1 pseudogene is annotated in these 610 nt (G+C 72.8%); it reads right to left on the bottom strand.

From position 1 onward, the window contains the following. Positions 1–610, bottom strand: a pseudogene (locus ACEN88_RS33670) (hypothetical protein); the annotation flags it as partial.

Genomic DNA, 610 nt, shown 5'->3' with positions numbered 1-610 from the left:
CCCCCCCCCCCCCCCCCCCCCCCCCCCCCCCCCCCCCCCCCCCCCCCCCCCCCCCCCCCCCCCCCCCCCCTGAAACACGAACATCGTGATCGAATCGAAGTACACGTCGCCGTGTCCGCGCACGACCGCGACGACGCTGGCGGCGGATGCGGCCAGGATGCCCAGCGCCACCGGCACGTCCATGCCCGCAACGCCGCGCCGCAAGTCCATCCAGGCACCTGCCAGGAACGGCCACGACGAGTACGCGACGGCCGGCACGGTCAGCAGCAGCGCGGCCCAGTGCATCAGCGCGCGCATGTCGGCATCCATCGTGCCGTCCGTCGCCAGGTACACGGGGACGGCGTACATCATCACCTGCATCATCGCCATGCCCGCCACGAACAGGCGGCGGAACAGTGTCTTGCGCTCCCGTTCGAGGTGGGCCGCCTGGCGCTCCGCATCGAGCGGATACGCCGTGTAGCCGATCGCGCGCAGTGCCGCGATGATGTCGCTGGCCTTCGCCACGGCGGGATCGCGGCGCACGCGCAGGCGCTCCTGCATCATCGCCATGCCCGCCACGAACAGGCGGCGGAACAGTGTCTTGCGCTCCCGTTCGAGGTGGGCCGCCTGG

Source organism: Massilia sp. CT11-108 (assembly GCF_047302915.1).
GTDB classification, from domain to species: domain Bacteria; phylum Pseudomonadota; class Gammaproteobacteria; order Burkholderiales; family Burkholderiaceae_D; genus Telluria; species Telluria orientalis.
The sequence above is the reverse complement of the archived record's forward strand: the minus strand, read 5'-3'. Positions and strand labels throughout refer to the sequence as shown.